This is a genomic window from Hymenobacter rigui (assembly GCF_003944715.1).
GTDB classification, from domain to species: domain Bacteria; phylum Bacteroidota; class Bacteroidia; order Cytophagales; family Hymenobacteraceae; genus Hymenobacter; species Hymenobacter rigui.
In genome coordinates this window covers 438,780-459,629 of sequence record NZ_RWIT01000003.1, presented here as the reverse complement: position 1 = coordinate 459,629, position 20,850 = coordinate 438,780, and the positions used below count along the sequence as shown (strand labels likewise).

The following is a 20,850-nucleotide window of genomic DNA, read 5'->3' as shown; positions in this document are numbered from 1 at the left end:
GGGTTTGGTGGGGGAAAAGATACACAGAAGCCAATGAGATTACGCCGAATGATTGTACTGCTGGATATAGATTCCCAAATAGTCAGAAACCGTAACCGGTTAGCGGTAGCAAAACAGACAATACAGCAGACGGTACCTTCTGGGTAATCCGGCATGCACCAAACCGGAATATCTGCGTAAAAAGGTATAGGTCAACGATTTTGGTTAATTTCTCTGACTATGCACTCACCTGTTTACTCCCGGTCACTACTCGTGCTGGGGCTATTTGCCGCTACTGCCTGCAACTACGATTTAAATGAACGGCCAGCGGCCAGTTCAACGCCGGGCACGGTCGGGCGTTTAGCTTCCGTGGCCTCGCTGCGCAATGTGCGGTGGGAATTACGACAGCTGGCCGGCCAGCCCGCACCCGCCACTGAGCAGACGCCCTTTCTGATTCTGCACGATAACCGGGCCCGGGTAGAAGGACGGGCGGGCTGCAATAAATTTTCGGGGCCCTATACCATGGCTGGCCCGGGGCAGTTGCGCCTGGGGCCGTTGGTTACTACCCGTAGCGCCTGCGCCAGCCTAACAGCCGAAGGCGCCTTCCTGAAGGCACTCAATCAAGCCCAGAGCTACCAAGTGCGGGGCTCTATGCTCAGCCTGTACGGTATTGATACACTTGGTACCCCGTTGGCCCAGCTGGAAGCGGTACCTGATGAGTAATCCGGAAAAGGTGGATTTACCGTCTGCTGCTATAAACACGAAGTGCCCCACTATACTTGGTAGTGGGGCACTTCGTATTGAATTAAAAAGGGTGAATTAGTACGCCCGGGCAAAGTGGGCGCGGCGCTTGGAAGGGCGGCCGGTTACAATGCACACGCCTTCTTCCTCCGGCTCAGCCAGGGCCAGGCAGCGGATGGTAGCTTTGGTTTCCTCCTTGATGCGCTCCTCCGTTTCGGAAGTGCCGTCGTAGTGGGCCACCACAAAGCCGCCTTTGCCTTCCAGCACCTCCTTAAACTCCTCGTAGCTCTCCACGCGGGTAGTGTGGGTTTCGCGGTAGTTGAGGGCGCGCTGGTAAATGTTCTTCTGGATATCCTGCAGCAGCTGGTCTACGCTGTTCACGATGTCGGCCAGGGGCAGGGTCATCTTCTCCTTCGTGTCGCGGCGGGCTACTTCCAGAGTGCCGGCTTCCAGGTCGCGCATGCCCACGGCAATGCGTACGGGCACGCCTTTCAGCTCCCACTCGGCAAACTTGAAGCCAGGGCGCTCAGTGTCCCGGTCATCAATCTTCACCGAAATGCCCCGCTCAATCAGGCCCATCTGCATGGGGCGGATGCGCTCCAGCAACTCATCGAGCTGGCCGGTTTTGTAGATAGGCACAATCACCACCTGAATGGGTGCCAGCTTGGGCGGCAGCACCAGGCCTTCGTCGTCGGAGTGGGCCATGACGAGGGCGCCCATCAGGCGGGTGCTTACGCCCCAGCTGGTGCCCCACACGTACTCCAGGCCACCGGCTTTGTTGGCAAACTGCACATCAAACGCCTTGGCGAAGTTCTGGCCCAGAAAGTGGGAAGTACCGGCCTGCAGGGCTTTGCCATCCTGCATCAGGCCTTCAATGCAGTAAGTTTCCACGGCTCCGGCAAACCGCTCATTCTCGGTTTTTACGCCTTTCACCACGGGCAGGGCCAGCCATTCCTCGGCAAACTGGGCGTACACCTCCAGCATCTGGCGGGTTTCGGCTACAGCTTCCTCGGCGGTGGCGTGGGCGGTGTGGCCTTCCTGCCACAGGAACTCAGCAGTACGCAGAAACAGTCGGGTGCGCATTTCCCAGCGCACTACGTTGGCCCACTGGTTAATGAGCAGCGGCAGGTCGCGGTAACTCTGAATCCAGTTTTTATAGGTACTCCAGATGATGGCCTCCGAGGTGGGGCGCACAATCAGCTCCTCTTCCAGCTTGGCATTGGGGTCTACGCGCAGCTTGCCGGGCTTGTCGGGGTCATTCTGCAGGCGGTAATGCGTCACCACGGCGCATTCCTTGGCAAATCCTTCGGCATTTTTTTCCTCCGCCTCAAACAGGCTTTTGGGCACAAACAGCGGGAAGTAAGCATTCTGGTGGCCCGTGCGCTTGAACATGTCGTCGAGGGTGCGCTGCATCTTCTCCCAGATGGCGTAGCCATAGGGCTTAATGACCATGCAGCCTCGCACCGACGAGTTTTCGGCCAGGCCGGCCCGCTTTACCAACTCATTGTACCACAAAGAGTAATCTTCGGTGCGCTTGGGCAAACTTTTGCTCATATTGTGAGGTATCTAATGGAGTAGTGAAAAAGTTCCTGTTTCTGGTACAAGATTTGACGTAGAAAAAGGGCACCGTTTCGGGCCCAAATTACGTTATTAAATCCGGAGGAATTGGCCCTGACGGACTGTGCGTTGCCGGCCTTCACTCTTACTCCATCTTTCTGATCCAACTTTACGCGTAAGCAGCCATGAAAAAGATCCTACCTCCGCTATTGCCCGCCCTGGCCCTGCTTACGCTGGGAGGCTGTGCAAGCTCATCTTACCTGACTACCACCGAGGACGACGGGATGTATTACTCGTCGGCGCGGGACCATGTGACGGCACCGGTCCAGCCGGCCGCCGCTACCTCTAGCAGTGCTACGGAGGAAACTCAGGCTACTGCTCCCGGTGACGTAGCCAACCCCGACTACGCGGGTGCCAATGGTACTACCGGCAGCAACTCGGAGTACTATGACGATGACTATTATTATGCTTCCCGATTGCGGCGCTTTCACAGCCCATACCGGGGAATCGGCATGGGATACTATGATTTTGCCTACACCGACCCGTTCTGGTACGGTGGCCCGGCCATTGGGTACTCGCCCTGGAGCTACGGCAGCTTCTACGACCCCTTCTATAGCCCCTGGGGCTACGGTGGGGTAAACATTAGCATCGGCTTTGGCCGGCCCTGGTACCGTCCGTACGGCTATGGCTACGGATATGGTTATGGCTACAGCCCCTTTGACTATTACGGTGGTGGCCCTTGGGGCGGTTATAACTATGGCTACTATAACGGCTATTACTCAGGCCTGTACAGCGGATACTACGGTGGTGGCTACAACAATGGCTGGGGCGGTTATTACGACCGGCCGGGCCGGCGCGCTACCAGTGGCCGCCGCGACCGGGCCGGTGATACCTCCGGCTTTGCCGCGCCCAATGGTACGGCGGGTGGCAGCACCGGTGGCCGGGGCCGGGTACAGGAAGGCGGATTTGCCGGCCCGGGCTCTACGGGAGGCACAGCCAGCGGCGTAGTAGGCCAGCCGAATACCGGTGGGGGCCGCCGACGCGTACAGGAATTCGATGGTTCCGGCACACCCACCACTGCTCCTACGCCGCAGGTTTCCACCGGTCGTACCCGGATTGGCGAAGATCAGGCGCCGCAGGTAGGCCAGATGCCCGCCTCTTCCGGTGCAGATCAGGTGGGTGGCGGCCGCCGCTGGCGGGTGCTGGAAAACACCACCAATACGAGTAACGTGGATGTTGCCAGTCCGAATACTGCCGGCCAGCCGGCTACCGCGGAGCCTACCCGGCGTCGGCGGGCCGAGTACTGGAACAATAACGGCGGTAGTGCTGCCAGTCCCGACCAGCAGGCGTCGCAGCCCCGTACTGCCGACCAGCCCCGGCGTCAGCGGCTGTTCGATTCATCCTCGCAGCCTTCCCAGCCTTCGCAACCTACGCGTACTTACTCGGAACCGGTCCGCGTGCCTCAGCCCACGCGCTCCTACGAGCCTTCCCGCTCGTACTCGGAGCCTTCCCGCAGCAGCTCCAACTGGGGAGGCGGCGGTAATAGTGGTGGGGGTAACTCCGGTGGCGGCGGTGGCGGCCGGCGGGGCCGGGTGCAGTAAGCCCCGGATAGCATAATCTGAAATCAGTTATCTGTACTAGGCCCGGCTCCGGTACGGGAGCCGGGTTCCCTTCTCTTCCTTTCCCATGAAAACGCTGAAATATGGCCTTGCCGTTGCCCTGTTGGGCTCGGCCAGCCACGCCTTTGCCCAATATAACGTCGATGCGCTGCGCTTCTCCCAATCGCAGCCGGCCGGTACTGCCCGTACGCTGGGGCTGGGCGGAGCCTCCGCTGCCCTAGGCGGCGACTACGGCTCGGTAGCTGTGAACCCGGCCGGGCTGGGCATGTTCCAACGCTCGGAATTTACCTTTTCGCCGGGATTTAGCTCCATCAACACCGATGGCCGCGCCTTCGGAACCACCACGGCAGACTCGCGCAGCAACCTGAACGTGGCCAGTCTGGGGCTAGTATTCACCAACCGCCGGACCGACGATGATACGAACCCGTGGCGAGCCGGTTCCTTCGCCATTGGGCTTACGCGGGTAGCCGATTACAACCAAAGCCTGCGTTATAAAGGTCGCCCGGAACTAAGCCAGGATATTTTTCAGCGCCTGAGCGAGGATCAGGGAGCTGAGCTGGATGAACTGGCCTACAACACGTACCTGACCGATGATACGGGACCCGGTACCCGCCGCTTCATCTCCGACCCCTTCAACGACACGGGTAACCTGGACCAGGCGGAAACCGTGCGCACCACCGGAGCCCAGACGCAGTTTGACCTGGCGTATGGCTCCAGCTATATGGATAAGCTGTATATCGGGGGCGGTATCGGTATTGTCAGCTCCCGCTATACGTCCGAAAGCATCCTGACGGCCTCCGACTCTCAGCCCGTCAACAATAACCCCGGCACCTCGTTTGGCTCCCTCACGCTCCGTAACACGCTGGATACGAAGGGCACCGGCATCAATGCCCGGGTAGGCGTCATCTATAAGCCCATAGAAGCCGTGCGCATCGGGGCATCGGTGCAGACGCCTACGTACTATCAGTTTAACGAGTCGTACACCACGGCGCTTAATGCCACATTCGATAAGCCCATCAAGGTGGATGGGCAAACGTACACTTCCGCCAGCTCTTCCATGGACGTGCCCTTCAGCTATTCTTTGGCAACGCCGTTCCGGGCTACGGGCGGCGTGGCCGTAGTAGTGGGCAAATACGGCTTCGTAAGCGGCGACGTGGAATTTGTGGACTATTCCAACGCCCGCCTCAGCAACTACAACGACCAGCGAAACTTCGGGCCCGATAACGACGCCATCAAGGATCTGTACGGCAGCGCCGTGAACCTGCGGGCCGGGGCTGAGCTGCGGCTGGATGCATTTCGGGTGCGGGCCGGCTATGCGCATTACGGCAGCCCTTACCAGAGCAGCGCCACCGACCAGAGCCGTACCTACTACACGGGAGGAGTAGGCATGCGGCAAAAGAACTTTTTTCTGGATCTGGCCGGTGCCTACACCACCGGCACCCGCCTCTACAGCCCTTACTTCCTGAACAGTGCCGCCAATACCCCCGTGGTGACGGCGGACAGCAAGCGCTTCACCACCACGATTACCACCGGGTTCATGTTCTAAACCCATCTGGCAAAAGCACAACGGCCGGCCCTACGCGCGTGGGGCCGGCCGTTGTGCTTGGTGGCGAAGGTGAACCTACTTGGTGATACGCACCTGCAGCACCAGGGTCCGGATGCCGGTGGTGATAATGTCCTGCACCAGTAGCAGGCCGTACTTGTTGTCGGGGGTTTTAAAGGCAATAACCTGCCCTTTGGTAAGCGGCCCGGTGCGCGTGGCCGGCGTGAACTTCTGGCTCTGGTACTGATTGACGATGTTGGTCAGATCCTCGGTAGTGGCGTAGTTGCCAAACGCCGAAGCCGTGAGGGGCGTCGGATGGATTTCGGTGGCGCGGCCGGTCCAGGGCAGCTTCAGGCCGGTATCGGTGGTAGTGGCCAGGCCGGGGTTGATGGTGGTATTGCCCGGCACATACACTAGGTCCGCCAGCTTCTGGTTGTCGGGAATGTTGCGTAGGGAGAAGCTGGGCAGCGTGAAGCCTTCGCGCAGGGCCAGAAAGCTGCGCCGCCCGAATGCGCCCGGGGCCTGCAGCGGCACCGTGTAGCTATGATAAGCCACTGCCGAATCGGTGCGGCCCAGGCGCAGGTACAGGCTGCGGACACCGGTTTTTCCTTCGGAATCGGTGAACGTGTACGTCCAGACCTCTTTGCCGGCGGTGGTACGCGCCGGCTGCACGCTCTGAAACGCAAACTCCCCGGTGCGTTGGAAGGTAGTATCCAGGTAAATCAGGCTGGAGCGGGGTGCGTCGCTTTCCTTGTAGGTAGAAGGATATAAAATAGGGTAAGCGGCCGGCTGGTATTCGGCTTTGATGAGCAGGTGCGTCAGCGGCGCATCGTCTTTGCCGGCTTCCGCAAACACCTTCACGGCAATCGTGTCGCCGATGGTGGTAATGCGGCGGGAAGCGGGGTTGAAGCGGGAACTGCCCACGAAGTTGACGCGGGGCCCCGACTCCAGCGCGGGCTCACAGGCCGTCAGGCAAATCGGGAAAAGCAGCAGGGAGGCAGGACGAAAACGCATAGCAGGGTAAAGATACTCATGGATTGAGACGGGCCACGGCTTCGCGCCCGGATTGCTGAGCTGGCCGGGCGTGGCACCGGCTTACGTGCAACCTTGCGGGCCGCATTGACTACCTTAACGCCGGATTCCCGCCGACATTTCATTTCCCCTTACATGACGTTACGCTCTTTGGGCCTGGCCCTGTTCCTGACTACCGCCAGCCCCGCTTTGGTACCCGGTTTCGCGCCGGTAGCTGTTGCCCAGCAAAAGCAGAATATCACCCTCGAAGACATCTGGCAGAAAGGCACGTTCTCGGCCCGCTCGGTGCCCGGCTTCAACTGGATGAAGGACGGCCGCTTCTACTCCTCCCTGAGCAAGGGTGATTTGGTGCAGAACGACGTGACCACCGGCCAGCCCGTGCAAACCCTGGTAGCGGCTCAGGACCTGAAGCTAGCCGGCCAGACGCAGCCGCTGCAGGTGGACGGCTACAGCTTCAACGCCGACGAAACCAAGATTCTGTTCAGCACTGATACCGAGCCGATTTACCGCCGCAGCAGTAAGTCGTTCTTCTTCGTGTACGACCGGGCCAGCAAGAAGCTCACACCCCTGAGCGCCGGCGGCAAGCAGCTCTACGCCACCTTCTCGCCCGATGGCAAGCGCGTGGCCTTCGTGCGCGACAACAATCTGTACGTAACCGACCTGGCTACCATGCAGGAAACCGCCGTGACGACGGATGGTGCCCTGAACAAGATTATCAACGGCGGCACCGACTGGGTGTACGAGGAGGAATTTTCCTTCGCCCAGGGCTTTCAATGGTCTCCCGACTCGCGCTACGTGGCCTACTACACCTTCGATGAAAGCCAGGTGCCCGAGTACAACATGCAGGAGTGGGGCCCGCTCTACCCCAAAGACTACCGCTACAAGTACCCCAAGGCCGGCGAGAAAAACTCCATCGTCAGCATCTCGGCTTATGATGTAGCCGCCGGCAAATCGGCCAAAATGGACGTGGGCACCGAAACCGACCAGTACATCCCGCGCATCCTCTGGACGCAGACGGCCGATTTGCTCAGCATCCAGCGCCTGAACCGCCTGCAGAATAAGCTGGAAATCCTGCACGCCAACGCCAAAACCGGCCAGAGCAGCGTAGTTCTTACGGATACCGATAAGGCCTACGTGGACATCACCGACGATGTGCGCTACCTGGCCGGCGGCAAGGAATTCCTGTTCACCAGTGAGAAGGACGGCTACCGCCACCTCTACCTCTATGACATGAAGGGCAAGCCGGTGCGCCAGATTACCAAAGGCAACTGGGAAATCACCGAAATCAACGGCTTCGACGAAAAGAAGGGTCTGGTGTACTTCACCAGCACCGAAGGCTCCCCGTTGCAGCGCCACCTCTACCGCATCGACCTGAAGGGCAAGGGCAAAACCCGTCTCAGCGAAGCCGGTCGCGGCACCGACGCCGTAAACCTCAGCCCCGATACCCGCTACTTCCTCAACTACCACTCCGAGGCCGCGGTACCGGCCGTGGTAAGCCTGCGTAGCGGGCAGGATGGCAAGCTGGTGAAAGTGCTGGAAGACAACGCCAAGCTGCGCGAGAAGCTAAGCCAGTACAACCTGGCCACGCCCGAGTTCTTCACCTTCAAAACCAGTGAAGGCGTGGAGCTGAACGGCCAGATGCTGAAGCCCACCAATTTCGACGCCACCAAAAAGTACCCCGTGCTCATGCATGTGTACGGCGGCCCCGGCTCCCAGACTAACGCCGACTCCTGGGGAGGCACCAACTACCTCTGGCACCAGATGCTGGCCGAAAACGGCTACATCGTGGTGATTGTGGATGGGCGTGGCACCGGGGCCCGGGGCGCGGCCTTCAAGAAGGTCACCTACGCCAACCTGGGCAAGCTCGAAACCATCGACCAGGGCGAGGGAGCCAAGTACCTGGCCACGCTGCCCTACGTGGATAAAAGCCGCATCGGCATCTGGGGCTGGAGCTTCGGCGGCTACATGACCACCCTGGCTCTCACCAAAAATGCCGACCTGTTCAAGATGGGCATTGCCGTGGCCCCCGTTACCAACTGGCGCTACTACGACACCGTGTACACCGAGCGGTTCCTGAAAACGCCCCAGGAAAACCCGCAGGGCTACGACGACAACTCCCCCGTGCAGCACGCCGACAAGCTCAAAGGCAAGCTCCTGCTCGTCCACGGTACCGGCGACGACAACGTGCACTTCCAGAACTCCATTGCCTTTGTGGATGCCATGGTGAAGAACAACAAGGACTTCCAGACGCTCTATTACCCCAACCGCAACCACGGCATCTACGGCGGCAATACCCGCCTGCACCTCTACCGCCAGATGACGGATTTCGTACTGAAAAACCTGTAGGATACTGCCCGGAGTGGCAGCTGACCATTCACAGCGCACAAAAAAGCCCCTCACGTGAGGGGCTTTTTTATTTCCCCAATGAGCTATTGCAGTAGCTCCGGGTAATCGGCCAGTTCCGGCACCGGCTGGGAACTGATGGAGGTGATTTGCAGGCCGAGCAGCTGCGGGCTGCGGAATTGCTCGTAGAGGTCGGCAAACACTTCACTCAGCTCCGTGGTGGTAGTCCGGACCTGCTGTCTGCGCTGCAAGGTGCCTACCACCTGTCCACATTCCAGCTGCGCCAGGGTCAGGCGGCAGCAAACAGTGTACTCCAGCGTGTTTTTCATAGCTCAGATGCAAGGAAAGGAGGGAGCGGGAACAGGATGTAAAGCTAAATATTTTAGTTTAAATATCTAATATTTTTGGTGTTAATTTTAGTGCAGCAAAAAGTCGGTGGAGCTACTAGGACAACGCCTGCGGAGGCGGGGAACCGGTACCGGCAGGGCGGGTTTTGTCCTGGGGCAGGGGCACGAACTCGTGGTTATCGTTGGGTGGTAGCTGGATGCGGCCGGCCTGCCAGTCGGCTTTGGCCTGCTCGATGCGCTCCTTCCTCGACGACACGAAGTTCCACCAGATAAACCGCTCGCCCAGCGGCTCGCCGCCCAGCAGCATCAGGGTGGTGGCTTCGTGGGCCACCAGCACCGGGTCGAGGCCGGGCGTAAACACCAGCAGCTGGCCGGGGCCATAGGTGCGGCCGTTCACTTCCAGCAGCCCTTTGGCCACGTAGGCACCCCGCTCGGGGTAGCCGCGGGGCAGCCCGAACCGTGCGCCGGGCTGCAGCACCACGTGCAGGTAGAACAGCGGCGAGTGAGTTTTGACGTTGTTTTTCAGCCCGAAGGCGTCGCCGGCAATCAGGCGCATCCACACACCGGCATCGGTGAAGATGGGCAGCTCGTGGGGGGCGTAGTTAGTGAAGGAGGGCGCCGTTTCCTCGTCGGCCTCGGGCAGGGCCACCCAGGTTTGCAGCATTTCCAGCTGCCCACCGGCCAGGGTGGCGGGGTCCTCAAACCGCTCGGAATGGGCAATGCCGCTGCCGGCCGTCATCCAGTTCACCTCGCCCGGCCGAATCACCTGCTCCACGCCCAGACTGTCCCGGTGCATAACCTGCCCGCCAAACAGGTAGCTCACGGTGCTCAGGCCGATGTGGGGGTGCGGCAGCACGTCCAGCGTGGGCAGCAGCTCCGGGGCCAGATGCACCGGCCCGGCGTGGTCCATGAAGATGAACGGGCCCAGCATGCGGCGCAGGCGGTAGGGCAGGATGCGCTTCACCTCAAAACCGGGGCTCAGGGCCGCGGGCCGGGCGTCAATTATCTGGTCGAGCATACAAACAGGGTAGTTGTGGCAGGGGGGATAATAAAAAGTAAACCGGTTTTCAATCAGGTATTTACCAGAAAAGTCCGACTTTCAGCCAATAAATCCGGGGATTCCCGCGTAAAGTCCTGTTATGCCGAAATCTACCTCCGTCCGTTTGCTGTATCTGGGGCTGGCGGGCAGCCTGTTGGCCTGCCAACCGGAGCGGCCAGCCCAGCGGCCCCAACCCGCCTCCGCTGCCCCCGCCCTAGCCGATTCCGTGGCCTACGACTCCCTCGCTCAGCCCGTAGGTGCAGTACAGCGCGACTGGCACCGGCTGCAGCGGCCCACCAGCCGACGGGCTCCCCTGATTGTGTACCGCAGCAGCAGCCGGCCTGGTTTGCCCGGAGCCGTGCCACCGGCCGAAGCGCGCCTGCAGGACCTGACCCTCAAAGCCAGCGAGTATTTCCAGATTGACCCCACCAAAGCCGCCGAAGTGCGTGGCCGGGAGGGTACCATCGTACGGATTCCGGCCAGTGCACTGGTAGATAACCGGCAGCGCCCGGCCACCGGCCCGGTGTGGGTGGAACTGAAGGAGTGCTACGCCGCGTCCGATCTGCTGCTGTCGAATTTGCTGACCGAAACCCTGGCAGGCGCGCCGCTGGAGCTAAGCGGGGCCGTGCTGGTCCGGGCTACGGCCGGGGGGCAACAGCTGGCGTTGGCGGCCGGCCGCGCGTTGCAGTTGGAGCTGGCGGGTCGGCAGGCTAATCTACCGCTGTGGTACGGGCAGCCCGCGGGTGGGCCCGTACGCTGGCAGGAAGGCGAGGCGCAGCTACCGGCCTCGGAGCAGGTGCTGACCACAGCCCAGCAGATGCCCCGCTACGGCCAAGGTCCGGCCGATATCAATAGCCTGATTCGTTACCCCCGGCAGGCCCAGGAAGCCCAAACGGAAGGCTTGGTTTTCGCCTCCTTTATAATAGATGAAGCCGGCCGCGTGATGCAGCCGCGCATTGTGCGGGGTTTGGGTAATGGCTGCGACGAGGAAGTGTTACGGGTGCTGCGCCAGACCTCGGGCCGCTGGACGCCCGGCCAGCAGAACGGCCAGTTTGTGAAGGTGAAGCTGGTACTGCCCATTCGGTTTCACTTTGAGCCCGGCATGGCCACTGCCCCGGAGTCGGCGGCGGTGGCAGCGGTGCCAGCGGCTTCCGATGCTGTTGCTGATACCGAGGAATTGGCGGCCGCACCCGGAGCTTTGCAGGTTACTCGCCTGGGGTGGCTGGCCGCCGGCCGGCCCTGGACGGGAGCCACAGCCGCGCTGTTTGTGCCGTCCGAAACGACTAACGACCAAACGACAGTGCGGCTGCTGGTACCCGGCCACCGCGTGGTGCTGGCTGCCACGGCCCAGGCCGGGGGGTACCAGTTTGCGGCGGCTCCGGCCGGGGCCACTATCATCGGGCTGCGCTACGAAAACGGAACCCCCTTCCTGGCCCGCCCCGGCCGGGAGGCGGCCCCCGATACCCTGCGTTTTCAGGAAACCACCCTCGCCGACCTCGAAACCACGCTGGAGCGGTTCAATTAGCGGGGATATCTGGCGTTCAGCTAGCTCACGTTAGCGCCGGGCCCCGAGGCGGAGCGTACGGCAGGAATCAGATTGCACCAGGATTTCCGTTTGAAAAGCCGCTTGCCAGGCGCGGGTAGCTTTCTGGCCGCACACCGCTACTACATCGCCGGGGCGGGACTCGGCAGCCTGCCAGGCCGCCAGGCGCGTTACCGTGTGGCCCTGTTGATAGTGAGCGGCCAGCTGATAATACAGCGGGGCGTCGTTGAAGGAGCCATCCGTACCCAGAGTATATGTCCATAGCTCGGGGTGCTGCTGCCACTGCTGCCGCAGATGGTGGCCATACACCAGCTGGTGATTATCAAAACGATACTTGGAGAGCTGCCGCAAATACTGAACCTGATTCAGGTACGGAAACGCCGCCAGCATCAGCACGCCGGCCACCTGCGTGCCATACGTCAGCGGTTTGTTGGTCGCCTGCCGCAGCAGGCGTAAGGCCGCAACAATGCCCGACGTCGCCAACAGTGCCAGCAGCGGAAAAACGGGAGCATCGTACCACACCAGCTTGGTTTGCGCCAACGAAATAACCAGCAAAAAGCTGCCACTGACGACGCCCAGCGTCCGGCCCAGCCACCAGCCCGCCGAGCCTCGCGGCTGCCACCAGCCCAGAGCAACCCCTAGCAGCGCGGACAACAGCCACAGGGCAAACTGCCAGTTGGCCAGCAGGCTCAGGTAGAACTCGAACGGACCATCGTTGCCTTCCAGCTCGTGCGCGGCGGGGCCGCCCACCTCGTACTGCCACACGGCTTCCAGGTAGCCGGGAGCAGCGGCTTCGCGCACCAGGTACCAGCAGCCCGCCAGTGCCAGCGCCAGCCCGGCCGCCAGCCACGGGGCCGGCCGCCGCAACCGGTGCAGGCTGCCCGTGCTCCAGGCTGCCAGCAGCAGGCCCGGCCCGAACATGGCTCCGGCAATGCCCTTGGTCAGGATGGCCAGCCCGAAAGCCCCGCCTGTGAGCCAGGCCCAGCGCGCCCGGCCGCTTCGCAGAAAAGCCACCCAGCTGAACGCGCCCAGTGTGGTCCAGAGCGTCAGGAATGCGTCAAAATCGGCGGTGCGGGCCACGTGGAAGCTGACGTAGCCCGGCGCGGTGAGCAATACCAGCCCGGCCAGCAGCCCTGCCAGGCGGCTCCGCAGCCAGCGGGCAGCGGCCAGATACACCAGCCCTACAGTGGCCAGGGCACTTAGGGCCGCGGGCAGGCGCAGGCCGACTTCCGAAGGACCCAGCCCCCGGATGCTGCCGGCCAGCGTCCAGAGCCAGAGCGGGGGCTTGCAGTTCCAGAGGTCGGGCTGGCCATCGTAGCGCGCTACTATCCAGTCGTGGTGCACCAGCATGCCCAGCGCATCCAGGGCCGTGCGCGACTCATCCCACTGCTGCACCGGAAACGAGCCTAACTGCCAGAACAGCGGAAAATAGGCCAGAGCCAGTAACAGAGTCAGCGGTAGCACCCGTTGCCAGACGGGAGGAACGGCGGAGAGGGGAGAGGTAGCGTGCACGCCCTAAACTACTGCTGCCGCGGAGGCTGCACAAGTAACCGCCCCCGCGCCACCTACAACTTCACGCACACGTTCTGAGCTTCGGTGAAAAACCGCAGGGCCTCCAGGCCGCCTTCCCGGCCCACGCCGGAGTTTTTCATGCCGCCGAAGGGAGTACGCAGGTCCCGGTGCAGCCAGGTATTCACCCACACCACCCCGGCGTGCAGCTGCTGAGCCACGCGGTGCGCCCGGGTTACGTTACGCGTCCAGATGGTGGCCGACAGGCCGTATTCGGTGCTGTTGGCCCAGCGCAGTGCTTCTTCCTCCGTATCAAATGGTGTAAGCGTCACCACCGGCCCGAATATTTCCTCCTGGTTTACCCGGCAGTCGGGGGCTAGGCCTTCAAACACAGTGGGCTGCAGAAAATACCCTTCGGCGCACCGGCCCGGCAGCTGCACTCTTTGCCCGCCGGCCAGCAGCCGACCGCCGTCCTGCCGGGCCAGCTCGATGTACGACAGCACTTTCAGGAGGTGGGCTTCGCTCACCAGTGCGCCCTGTCGGGTGGCCTCGTCCAGTGGGTCACCGATGGTCAGCGTCTGGACCTGAGCCAGAAACTCGGTTTTGAATTGCTCATAGATGCTGCGCTCCACGAAAATGCGGGAGCCACAGAGGCAAATCTGGCCCTGGTTGGCGAAGGAGCTGCGCAGACTGGTCCGCACGGCTTCGGCCAGGTCGCAGTCGGCAAAAATGAGGTTGGGGTTTTTTCCGCCCAGCTCCAACGATAGTTTTTTAAAGCGCGGCGCGGCCGAACGAGCAATCAACTCGCCGGTTTTGGTGCCGCCCGTAAAGCTGATGGCCCGAATGCCGGGGTGCTCCACCAGCGCCTGCCCGACGCCCGGCCCGGTGCCGTGCACAATGTTGAGCACGCCCGCCGGAAAGCCTGCTTCCTGCACCAGCTCACTCAGTAGAAAGGCCGTGTATGGGGTGATTTCGGAAGGCTTGGCCACCACGCAGCAGCCCACGGCCAGGGCCGGCGCAATCTTCCAGGTAAACAGGTACAGCGGCAGGTTCCAGGGCGAGATGCAGGCCACCACGCCTAACGGGTGCCTTACCGTGTAGTTGATGGCCACGCCTTCCTGCACGTGCGCTTCCGTGGAGAAGTGCTGCGCGGCCGTCCCGAAAAACGCGAAGTTGCTGGCCGCCCGCGGAATATCGAGGGTGCGGGCCAGACTCAGGGGCTTACCGTTATCCTGACTTTCGGCGCGGGCCAGGCGGTCCAGGTTCAGCTCAATCAGCTCCGCCAGGCGCACTAGGCGGCGGCCCCGCTCTTCGGCGGGCAGGGCACGCCAGGCCGGCAGGGCTGCTTCGGCGGCCTGTACGGCCGCATTTACATCGGCCGCATCGGAATCCGGAACCTGCCCGAACGGGTGGCCCGTGGCGGGCTCAATCAAAGGCAGATACCGGCCGGCAGCCGGGGGTACCAGCCGGCCATTAATGAAGTTCTGAAGCTGAATCATACGGGGCGGAAAGTAAACGAAACTACCTTTGAGCTGCTAAATCTGGCTAATAATTACGAGGTAGGCGTGCGGGTAGGGTATGTAATGGACGTGAACTGATGATGCGCAATCTGCTTGTGTGGCTTGGCTATGTAGCTGTTTTTGTACTGTTTACCTGGCCGCTTAGTCAGCACCCGGCTACCGGGTTTCCGGTTGTGCCGGGCCACGACTCGTACCAGTTTTACTGGAATGTCTGGCACTTCCGGCACGCGCTGGAAGCCGGCACCAGCCCTTGGTACACCACCTGGTTATTCTACCCCGAGGGTTCCTGGCTGATTATGCACGCCTACATTCCTATTGTGGGGATGCTGGCCGTAGTAGTCCGCAACGAGATGCTGGCCATCAACCTGGCGCTGCTGCTGAGCTATAGCCTGTCGGGGTTGGGCGCGTACCTGCTGGCCCGGCGCTGGGTGAGGCTCCCGCTGCTGTGCGTACTGGCCGGGTTCATCTTCGCCTTTTCGCCGTACAAAATGCAGCGGCTGCCGGAGCACTACAACCTGGTGCTTACGGCCACGGTGCCCTTTTACGTGCTGTATTTTCTGCGGGCGTTTCGGTTTCGGGTGGGGAGCTTTCTACCCGAAGTGGTCAGCTGGAAAGCGGTGGCCACCTGCGTAGGCCTGGGGTTGATTACGTTGCTGAGCGACTATTACGTGCTGTTCGGCCTGCTGTACTTCTCTGCGTTTTACGCTGCCTGGTTCGGGCTGCGCATCGGGCAGATCAACTGGCGCAGCAGGCGGGTATGGCTGGGGCTCGTGGTGCTGTTCACGGTTAGCCACATCAGCATCCGGCTGCTGCGGCTGGCAGGCGTACCCGAAAACGGTCTGTGGTGGGCCGGTGACCTGGTGGCTTACCTGCTGCCGCCGCCCACCAGCCGCTGGCTGGATTTTGACTGGAGCCACCGGCTGTATAACTCCAGCCTCTTCAATGCGCCGGGTTCCCTGGAAATCACGCTGTTCGTGGGCTACCTGCTGCCGCTGCTGGTGCTGTTGAGCTGGCGGTACCGCATTGCCTCGGCGCTCCGGCAGGATGCTGCCGGCCGGCCGCTGATGTGGGTACTACTGCTGTTCAGCATGCTGACGGTGCCCACGCTGCGTTTGTATGGGCATGAGCGGCTGAACCTGCCCACGGCTTTCATTCACTTCGTGCCGTTCATCAATAACATCCGCTGTCCTACCCGGTGGGTGCTGTACATCAGCCTGTTGCTGCCGCTGGTGTGCTTCAGCAGTCTGGAAGCTGGCTGGTTTGGCCGGTGGCCGCGCGGACTGCAGTACGCGGCCGGCCTGGTGCTGGCCGTGGGGCTGGGAGTGGAGTTCTGGCCGAAGCCGTACGTGCGTGCCACGGCCGCCGATGTACCCGCCGTGTACCGCTACGTAGCCAACCTGCCCGGTGAAAGCCTGATTTCCGTGCCGTTTGGGGTGCAGGATGGCAACCGGCAGATTGGTTTGGCTGATCCGGAACAGTTCCTGTATCAGCGGTGGCACCAGAAGAAGCTACTGGGCGGCTACCTCTCAAGGGTGAAGCCGGAGCGGTTTGCGGCCGTAGAAGATACGCCGTTTCTGCGGGCACTTACGCACTATCAGGCGCATTCCGGCTCAGAACCCAATCCGCCACTTTCCCAGGCGCAGGTGACGGCGTTTTTGCAGCGGTACCGGCCCGCGGCATTCGTGCTACCGCCTGCTTTCCGGCAGCAGGCGGTACACCGGTTTTTACGCCAGGCTCTGCAGCCGCATGGCTACCAGGAAAAGAGCATTGAGGGCTATGTGCTGTTGATTCCGAACCTGGTGCGGCCCGCAGGGCCTAGCGCTGCGGCGGCAGTGGCAGCTCCGGCAAATTCGACTCGGATACGATATACAGAGGGCGCTGCCGCACGTTGGCGCTAAGGCGGGCCATATATTCGCCAATAATGCCCACAGCAATCAGCTGCACGCCCCCCAGAAACAGGATACTCACCATCAGCGAGGCCCAGCCCGGCTGGTAGTCGTGGCTGACAAAGCGGGCGTACAGTGTGTACAGCATCACCAGAAACGCCACGCCCGATACCAGAAAGCCCCCGATGGTGGCCGCTTTCAGCGGCACATCGGAAAAGGCCGTAATGCCATCCAGCGCCAGCTTAATCATTTTGCGGTAGGTGTAGCCGGTGGCCCCGCCGGCCCGCTCGGCCCGGTCGTATTCTAGGTACGTCTGGCGGTAGCCAATCCAGGAAATCTGGCCCCGGATAAACTTGTTCTGCTCCGGCATGCGGCGCAGGGCATCCACCACCTTCCGCGAAATCACCCGGAAGTCGCCGGTATCCACGGGAATGGAAATGTGCGTAATGCTGGCCAGAATGCGGTAAAACAGCTTGGCAGTGAGTTTTTTGGCGGCACTTTCACCCTGGCGGGAACGGCGCTTGGCGTACACCACCTCGTAGCCTTCCCGCAGTTTCTGGTACAGCTGCGGAATCAGCTCGGGCGGGTCCTGCAGGTCGGCGTCAATAATCACCACCGCTTCTCCCTCGGCCCGGTCGAGGCCGGCCGTCACGGCAATCTGGTGCCCGAAGTTGCGGCTGAAGTTGATGAACCGCACCCGGGAGTCGCGGGCGGCCAGCGTCTGAATCAGGGCCAGCGACTGGTCCCGGGACCCATCATTGATAAAGATAAACTCGTAGCCGTTGGGCAGCGGCATGGGGTCCAGCACCCCTCGCAGCCGCTCGTACAGGGCCGGAATATTCTCTTCTTCGTTGTAAATGGGAATGATGACGGATAAATCCACGGGCGGGCAGGGTAGGCGGAAGATGGTTACGAGGTAGGCTTGCGGGCTAAGGCAAACACGCTCACGCCCACCGGTAGGTTGAGGTGGCGCAGCAACCGGTTTTCGGTCCGGAGCAGCCAGGTGAGCGAGTGGTTAAGCGGCGCGGGTAGGGCCAGCAGGTCGCCGGTGCCGGTATCAGCCGAGGCCGGGCGGCTCAGCCGTTGCGCCTGCCGCACCAGAAATGTGGGGAAGAAGAGGGCAAAATTCCAGTACGACTGCCGCACTACCTGCATAGAGGCCTGCGTGAGGGCCTGGCGAAGGGAGGCGTTGGTGTAGCGGCGGAAGTGGCGGTTCACCACATCGTGCTGGCTCCAGAGCTGGGGCCAGGCGGGCACGTACACCAGCAGCTGGCCACCCGGTTTCAGCACCCGGCGCCACTCGCGCAGGGCCAGCTGCTCATCCTCAATGTGCTCCAGCACATCGGAGGCCACCACCACGTCGAACGATTCATCCGGAAAATCCAGCCGGGCCCCGTCCATGACGGATACATTCGGAATCTGGCGCTGGTGGGCCAGGGCAATGGCCGTTTCGCTGATGTCAATGCCGGTGAGGTTATGAAAGCCGGCGGCGCGCAGCTGCTGCTGCAACGGCCCACCCGAGCAGCCAATTTCCAGAATGGCGGCCGTCTTGGGCAGGTTCAGGTGCTGCAGCTGGTCAAATACCCCGTCGCGCCGGCCCCGAAACCACCAATGATTTTCCTCCAGCTGATGATACAGCGCCTCGTACTGAACTTGCATAACAACGAAATTACGGAATTGCCGGGGCTACTGCAGGCGGTAGCCGTTTTTTATCAGCTGCCGCTTTTTATCAGGGGTAGTGATGTAATAGTACGCGTCGGTGTCCAGCGGGCGGATCAGCAGGTCGTCGGCCACCAGCTCCTGGCTTTCATAGAGCACCTCCATACGGGTGGCTCCGGCCTTGATGCGGAATGGTACAGCCACCCGGGCCCAGTCGCCATCCAGCTCCGTGCTCTGCGAAGCACCCTGTACTTTATGCTCAATCAGCTCGTCGCCACGATACACCTTAATCTGCATGTTGCCCACGCCATGCCACATTTTGGCATTTACCCACACGGAGGCTTCGTACTGACCGGTATCGGCAGCAGCCGGAATAGGACCGTTGTAGAGCTGTGAGAATTTGTTTTCCGGCTCATAGAAAGCCCCCGGCTGCAGGCGGGAGTGCGGGGCCGTGCGCCCATTGAACTGCTCCAGCAGCACGCTGCGTCCGGTGCTGGAATACACCCCGTTCACCGCGCGCAGGGTTGGCAGCAGTGAATCGGCACGAGCCTGTTCCCGGGCAATGGACGTAGCCTCCAGTGCCTCCAGCGGCAGCTCGTAGAGGGTAATATTGCCGTTGGTGGTAATTTTGTGGCTCATGTCGATAATGCGCTGCTCGGCGGCCGAAATGGGGCCCGGCGCTACCAGCAGCAGCAGCGGCTTGCGCGACGGAAACTTGGGAATGATGGCCTTGGGCAGCAGCGGACTACTCAGCAGCTGAATCAGATCCATCGTCTGCCCCACCGAAGCCCGGGCCAGAAATACGGTAAGCAACGGCAGGCCCGTATTAAGCGAGGCCCGGTACGACTGGCTGACCGCGTCGCCGGAGCCATCCAGTTGAAACACGTCGGTGCCGAGCGTGTAATAGGGCAGCGGCAGCAGGGCCTGAAAGTCGCTGGGCTTGCGGTTGCCCCAGGTCAGCAGCTCGGTGTAGTTGCCGGCATCGGCCGTAAACAGCCGGCCGGTGGCGCGTTGCTCCACCTCATCGGCCTTGAAGTGCATGTGCCAGTTGGCCTCCACAGCCCACAGGGCCAGCACCGGGGCCAGCAGCGCGTAGGCCAGGGCCGGGCGGTGAGTGCGGCGGCGCACGGCCCGGAACACCAGATACAGCGTGTAGGCCGCGTAGGAAGTGAAAACGTAATAGAACGGCCACGCAAAGCGCCCCAATGAACGGAACTGCCGCAGGGGCGGAAACACATCGGCCAGGGCGCGCAGACCGGGCAGCTTGAACGGGTAGCACATGGCCAGCAGCAGTAGCAGAGCTGCCGCCCACAAACTCACGCGCAGCGGCTGAGGCAGCGCCGGCCGGAAAATCAGTCGGCCCCGCCGGCGCAGGGCGTAGCGTACGGCCCGCACCAGCGTAATGATCAGGACCAGCGTGGAAGCCAGACCCACGTAGGCCCAGCCTTCCCATACCGGTTCCTCAATGCCCAGCAGCTGCTTGAAGGGCTCGTGCAGGGGCGGCTCAACGGGAATGAATACGCTGGTGAAGCTGGCAATGTACTCGAAGAAGCCGTAGGGATTAATGGGGCGGTCCAGGGTGGGGTCGGTGGCCCACAGCCAGATGCGGAATACCACCAGCGGGGCCAGCGCCGTGAAAACCAGGCGACCCAGCAACCCCCAATACGCCCGCCGCTCAGCCGGGGTACGGCGGGGCTGCTGCCAGGCCAGCACCACCACGTGGGCCAGCAGGAAGAAGGAGCCCACGGCCGTGTAGTACGGCGTTACCATGCCCATCATCACGCAGGCGGCCCCGAACAGCACGTGCCACAGCACCCGCCGGGGCGTGGTCAGCATCCGGATGATGCAGTACCATAACAGCGGCACAAACGGCGTGAAGCTCAGCGTCATGTGCCCATCAATGCGACCGTGCTGAGGCGCCAGAAAGCCAATCAGCAGCGCCGTGAGCACCGCATACGCCACCGGCAGCCGCAGCCGCCGCAGAATGGCGTACATAATTACCGGCGTCAGCATCATGGACAGCAGCAGCAGCACGTTCATGATGCCGATGGTATGGTCGCTGATGGGGTATACGTGCTGATTGATCAGGCCCAGCACCCCGGTAATGATGGGCTGCATATCCGGGTAGTTCACATGCTCGCCCACCGGGTAGTTCATGCCCGTGAAATGGTGGCCGGAGTCGTACTTCACGTAGTACGCCGATACGAAGTACGTTTTCAGCCCGTCGCCGGCATCATTGTATAAGTAGTTGTCCGGGTCGCTGAGCACATGGGGGAAGAGGGAAGCGACGTACAGCACGGCGGCCAGGGCCGTAGCTGCCAACCCAACCCAATGGTTCCGGCGTGAGGTCATATTGCGCACTAGTGTAGCGAAGGATAAAAGGACCCTGCAACCAGCTGCCTACGCGGGGCTACGTAAGCGGCAAACAGGTAAGGTCTTCCAAAACTACGGCATCCGTTTTGAACCCGCCCAGCCCTTCATGCGTAAGAGGCAAGTTTTTATTGCAGGCAGGAATAGCGTTTAGCCTGTTGCC

At 61.7% G+C, this 20,850-nt stretch carries 15 protein-coding genes; 6 read left to right on the top strand and 9 right to left on the bottom strand.

Annotation, left to right across the window (positions count from 1 at the left end):
- Positions 1–219 precede the first annotated feature (219 nt).
- Positions 220–702 carry an META domain-containing protein gene (locus EI291_RS08960; RefSeq protein ID WP_125419463.1) on the top strand — a complete coding sequence of 161 codons (483 nt, stop codon included), beginning with the start codon at positions 220–222 and terminating at the stop codon, positions 700–702.
- 96 nt (positions 703–798) lie between these two features.
- On the opposite strand, the gene proS is transcribed toward EI291_RS08960, so the two are convergent.
- The gene (gene proS, locus EI291_RS08955; RefSeq protein ID WP_125419462.1) at positions 799–2,274 is read right to left on the bottom strand and encodes a proline--tRNA ligase; all 1,476 of its coding nucleotides are present in this window, start codon (positions 2,272–2,274) and stop codon (positions 799–801) included.
- A gap of 188 nt (positions 2,275–2,462) precedes the next feature.
- On the opposite strand from proS, the gene EI291_RS08950 reads away from it, so the two are divergent.
- Together EI291_RS08950 and EI291_RS08945 are read left to right on the top strand one after the other, a co-directional pair.
- Positions 2,463–3,878: a hypothetical protein gene (locus EI291_RS08950; protein ID WP_125419461.1), complete on the top strand. Its 1,416-nt coding sequence runs from the start codon at positions 2,463–2,465 to the stop codon at positions 3,876–3,878.
- Between the two features lie 85 nt (positions 3,879–3,963).
- A complete protein-coding gene (locus tag EI291_RS08945; protein ID WP_125419460.1) occupies positions 3,964–5,442 on the top strand; it encodes an OmpP1/FadL family transporter in 1,479 nt (492 codons plus the stop codon).
- 75 nt (positions 5,443–5,517) lie between these two features.
- Here the strand turns inward: EI291_RS08945 and EI291_RS08940 are convergent, their stop codons facing one another.
- The gene (locus tag EI291_RS08940) at positions 5,518–6,453 is read right to left on the bottom strand and encodes a hypothetical protein (RefSeq protein ID WP_125419459.1); all 936 of its coding nucleotides are present in this window, start codon (positions 6,451–6,453) and stop codon (positions 5,518–5,520) included.
- Between the two features lie 153 nt (positions 6,454–6,606).
- Here EI291_RS08940 and EI291_RS08935 point away from each other — a divergent pair, with 153 nt between their 5' ends.
- On the top strand, positions 6,607–8,817 hold the full coding sequence (locus tag EI291_RS08935; protein ID WP_125419458.1) for a S9 family peptidase: 2,211 nt from the start codon (positions 6,607–6,609) through the stop codon (positions 8,815–8,817).
- 83 nt (positions 8,818–8,900) lie between these two features.
- Here the strand turns inward: EI291_RS08935 and EI291_RS08930 are convergent, their stop codons facing one another.
- Entirely contained in the window at positions 8,901–9,143 is a 243-nt protein-coding gene (locus EI291_RS08930; RefSeq protein WP_125419457.1) for a hypothetical protein, read from the bottom strand.
- 115 nt (positions 9,144–9,258) lie between these two features.
- Positions 9,259–10,179, bottom strand: coding sequence for a pirin family protein (locus EI291_RS08925; protein WP_125419456.1), 921 nt, complete (start codon positions 10,177–10,179; stop codon positions 9,259–9,261).
- A gap of 121 nt (positions 10,180–10,300) precedes the next feature.
- Between EI291_RS08925 and EI291_RS08920 the strand changes: the two genes are divergently transcribed.
- Positions 10,301–11,725, top strand: coding sequence for an energy transducer TonB (locus EI291_RS08920; protein ID WP_125419455.1), 1,425 nt, complete (start codon positions 10,301–10,303; stop codon positions 11,723–11,725).
- Positions 11,726–11,755: 30 nt separating this feature from the next.
- Here EI291_RS08920 and EI291_RS08915 read toward each other — a convergent pair whose 3' ends face one another.
- Together EI291_RS08915 and EI291_RS08910 are read right to left on the bottom strand one after the other, a co-directional pair.
- On the bottom strand, positions 11,756–13,255 hold the full coding sequence (locus tag EI291_RS08915; RefSeq protein ID WP_125419454.1) for an ArnT family glycosyltransferase: 1,500 nt from the start codon (positions 13,253–13,255) through the stop codon (positions 11,756–11,758).
- A 53-nt stretch (positions 13,256–13,308) separates the two neighbouring features.
- Positions 13,309–14,751, bottom strand: coding sequence for an aldehyde dehydrogenase (locus tag EI291_RS08910; RefSeq protein WP_125419453.1), 1,443 nt, complete (start codon positions 14,749–14,751; stop codon positions 13,309–13,311).
- 101 nt (positions 14,752–14,852) lie between these two features.
- Between EI291_RS08910 and EI291_RS08905 the strand changes: the two genes are divergently transcribed.
- The gene (locus tag EI291_RS08905; protein WP_125419452.1) at positions 14,853–16,670 is read left to right on the top strand and encodes a hypothetical protein; all 1,818 of its coding nucleotides are present in this window, start codon (positions 14,853–14,855) and stop codon (positions 16,668–16,670) included.
- On the opposite strand, the gene EI291_RS08900 is transcribed toward EI291_RS08905, so the two are convergent.
- From EI291_RS08900 to EI291_RS08890, 3 genes are read right to left on the bottom strand one after another with little or no spacing between them, the layout of a single operon-like run.
- A complete protein-coding gene (locus tag EI291_RS08900; protein WP_125419451.1) occupies positions 16,588–17,541 on the bottom strand; it encodes a glycosyltransferase family 2 protein in 954 nt (317 codons plus the stop codon). The two genes, EI291_RS08905 and EI291_RS08900, sit on opposite strands and share 83 nt — an antisense overlap.
- Before the next feature lie 26 nt (positions 17,542–17,567).
- On the bottom strand, positions 17,568–18,317 hold the full coding sequence (locus EI291_RS08895; RefSeq protein ID WP_125419450.1) for a class I SAM-dependent methyltransferase: 750 nt from the start codon (positions 18,315–18,317) through the stop codon (positions 17,568–17,570).
- A gap of 27 nt (positions 18,318–18,344) precedes the next feature.
- Complete coding sequence (locus EI291_RS08890; protein ID WP_125419449.1) at positions 18,345–20,669, bottom strand: hypothetical protein; 2,325 nt, start codon at positions 20,667–20,669, stop codon at positions 18,345–18,347.
- Positions 20,670–20,850: the final 181 nt, after the last annotated feature.

Bases quoted from the DNA above. Each gene is read 5' to 3' on its own strand.
- EI291_RS08960 (WP_125419463.1), top strand. From the start codon at position 220: ATGCACTCACCTGTTTACTCCCGGTCACTACTCGTGCTGGGGCTATTT.
- proS (WP_125419462.1), bottom strand. From the start codon at position 2,274: ATGAGCAAAAGTTTGCCCAAGCGCACCGAAGATTACTCTTTGTGGTAC.
- EI291_RS08950 (WP_125419461.1), top strand. From the start codon at position 2,463: ATGAAAAAGATCCTACCTCCGCTATTGCCCGCCCTGGCCCTGCTTACG.
- EI291_RS08945 (WP_125419460.1), top strand. From the start codon at position 3,964: ATGAAAACGCTGAAATATGGCCTTGCCGTTGCCCTGTTGGGCTCGGCC.
- EI291_RS08940 (WP_125419459.1), bottom strand. From the start codon at position 6,453: ATGCGTTTTCGTCCTGCCTCCCTGCTGCTTTTCCCGATTTGCCTGACG.
- EI291_RS08935 (WP_125419458.1), top strand. From the start codon at position 6,607: ATGACGTTACGCTCTTTGGGCCTGGCCCTGTTCCTGACTACCGCCAGC.
- EI291_RS08930 (WP_125419457.1), bottom strand. From the start codon at position 9,143: ATGAAAAACACGCTGGAGTACACTGTTTGCTGCCGCCTGACCCTGGCG.
- EI291_RS08925 (WP_125419456.1), bottom strand. From the start codon at position 10,179: ATGCTCGACCAGATAATTGACGCCCGGCCCGCGGCCCTGAGCCCCGGT.
- EI291_RS08920 (WP_125419455.1), top strand. From the start codon at position 10,301: ATGCCGAAATCTACCTCCGTCCGTTTGCTGTATCTGGGGCTGGCGGGC.
- EI291_RS08910 (WP_125419453.1), bottom strand. From the start codon at position 14,751: ATGATTCAGCTTCAGAACTTCATTAATGGCCGGCTGGTACCCCCGGCT.
- EI291_RS08905 (WP_125419452.1), top strand. From the start codon at position 14,853: ATGCGCAATCTGCTTGTGTGGCTTGGCTATGTAGCTGTTTTTGTACTG.
- EI291_RS08895 (WP_125419450.1), bottom strand. From the start codon at position 18,317: ATGCAAGTTCAGTACGAGGCGCTGTATCATCAGCTGGAGGAAAATCAT.
- EI291_RS08890 (WP_125419449.1), bottom strand. From the start codon at position 20,669: ATGACCTCACGCCGGAACCATTGGGTTGGGTTGGCAGCTACGGCCCTG.